Source organism: Cysteiniphilum litorale, from assembly GCF_003428165.1.
Classification (GTDB): domain Bacteria; phylum Pseudomonadota; class Gammaproteobacteria; order Francisellales; family Francisellaceae; genus Caedibacter; species Caedibacter litoralis.
In genome coordinates, this window is sequence record NZ_QLIQ01000114.1 from 1 (window position 1) to 1,759 (window position 1,759).

General features: G+C 39.7%; 2 protein-coding genes and 1 pseudogene. 2 read left to right on the top strand and 1 reads right to left on the bottom strand.

Annotated features, from left to right (window positions below; translation table 11 throughout):
• Positions 1-736, bottom strand: a pseudogene (locus DNJ75_RS14735) (IS1634 family transposase); the annotation flags it as partial.
• A 339-nt stretch (positions 737-1,075) separates the two neighbouring features.
• Here DNJ75_RS14735 and DNJ75_RS14740 point away from each other — a divergent pair.
• Together DNJ75_RS14740 and DNJ75_RS14745 are read left to right on the top strand one after the other, a co-directional pair.
• Positions 1,076-1,492 carry a hypothetical protein gene (locus DNJ75_RS14740; protein WP_117004182.1) on the top strand — a complete coding sequence of 139 codons (417 nt, stop codon included), beginning with the start codon at positions 1,076-1,078 and terminating at the stop codon, positions 1,490-1,492.
• On the top strand, positions 1,492-1,759 hold a 268-nt coding region (locus tag DNJ75_RS14745; protein WP_206609129.1), incomplete at its 3' end, for an ATP-binding protein. The genes DNJ75_RS14740 and DNJ75_RS14745, both read left to right, overlap by 1 nt.

Genomic DNA, 1,759 nt, shown 5'->3' on the forward strand with positions numbered 1-1,759 from the left:
TGTCCAATGATTGACCTTCAAAATAGGTATTGGTTAAATCATAAAGCGTCACAATTTCCTCAAATTCAAACCATGTTTTCTCTCTTTGGTATAAGGCTTCTTCAATGGCATCTTTAGACTTTAACAGGACATCCGAAATACGATACAGGCGATTCTTGTGTAAGGTGCTAAAATCAGTCTGTAGCACCTCATCTAGTGCGCTTTTGGTTTTTAAAACTTCACACGTCCTCACCTCACTGGCAGGGTACAATGTGCGCGCTAAAATCGTGGCTAGCGCATCTTGACACTCGCTATTAGATAAACCGCATGTACTTAGAATCTGTGGCAAATGTAGGTCTTGCGCTGCTTTGTGGACAAGGCTTTCGGCACCAATGCTTTTAATATCAGAGGATTCAACAGAGGAAATATCTACTTGCTCATAGTGCGATTCTGTCGGTGTTGTATTAAATAACGCTTCACCGTGCTTTTTAATCACAAGAGCACTTAAGCGACGTGCTTCTGCTTCAATATGATCATCCACATTCAATAGAGCATGTTCAGCGCCATGAAGTAAGTCTTTAACGCGATCCGTCAACAATGCCCATTCTGACTCATCAATGGCAGTATAGCTGCTGCCTAGATTTAAGAGTGTAATTTGGCGCACCTTGCCGTTTGCCATACGCATCGTTTCAACTAAACGATAGCTGTAGTAGGTGACATCAGCAATGGTGCGTGTTTTTGTTTTGCGTATGTACATAAATTATGCAGCGGTATTTTGTATTGAATTGACTCTATCAGAGTTTGCAAGCATAAGCAATAGCAAACATATATATTATGGCACTACAAAAGTGATTTTGACATAAAATGAACGTAGGAATAAGGATTTGAGGGGCATGAAATTGCAAAAAAAGTTTGATTTGAATGTTTTGTAATCAAAAATTTACCAACTTGGGATAAGACCGTTCGTGAGCAATTTATCAATGAAGTCAACCTTGCTGAAATCAGCTCGTTATCTGACTTTAACCTACGCTTACACGCATGGTTACAAGAGATTTATCATCACCGTCAGCATTCAGGGCTTGTTAAACAATCACCGATGGAGCGCTTTCGCCAAGATGTTGGACATATCCGTCATTTAGGTGAAAAGGCACAATCGATTGATGAGATCTTTTATCATCGTATTGCGCGCAAAGTATCTAAAGTCGGTATTATCCACTACGAAAACCAAGCCTATGAAGTGCCTTATCAATACTCAGGTGGCAGCGTAAACTTAGTGGTTGACCCACACTTAAAACAAGCCAAATATATTGAAAGTCGACATGGTGAATACTTGGCAAAAGTGGTGTTATCCGATCAACAAGCCAATCTTACACGTAAGCGTCAAAGACCGATGATGATCACAGCTGAAGATGCTGATCAGCAATGTGAAAAAGGTACAAAAGGTAAAAAAAGCTTTGTGACGGACTATGCACTGACATCATTTCAGAATCGCTTTAAGTTGGAGGATAAGTAATGCAATTTCTTATGCACTTTGGTTTAAAGCATCCACCATTTCATAAATCACAACAAGTCCTTTGGGATAATGAGAGTTTGAATCAATTAACCGCTAAGTTTACACGCTTATTAGACTTACCTGGTATTGGCGTATTAACTGGTGATTATGGCGTTGGCAAAACATCTGCCTTACGACATATTCAACAACAAGTACAAAATCCCAATTGTCATCAGTTCATTTATATTTGCGAAACAGGCTTCTCCCGCACTGAGCTTTACCGTTTGA

What these genes read in the sequence shown, in the direction of transcription:
- DNJ75_RS14740 (WP_117004182.1), top strand. Translation starts at nt 1,076, where the DNA reads ATGGAGCGCTTTCGCCAAGATGTTGGACATATCCGTCATTTAGGTGAA.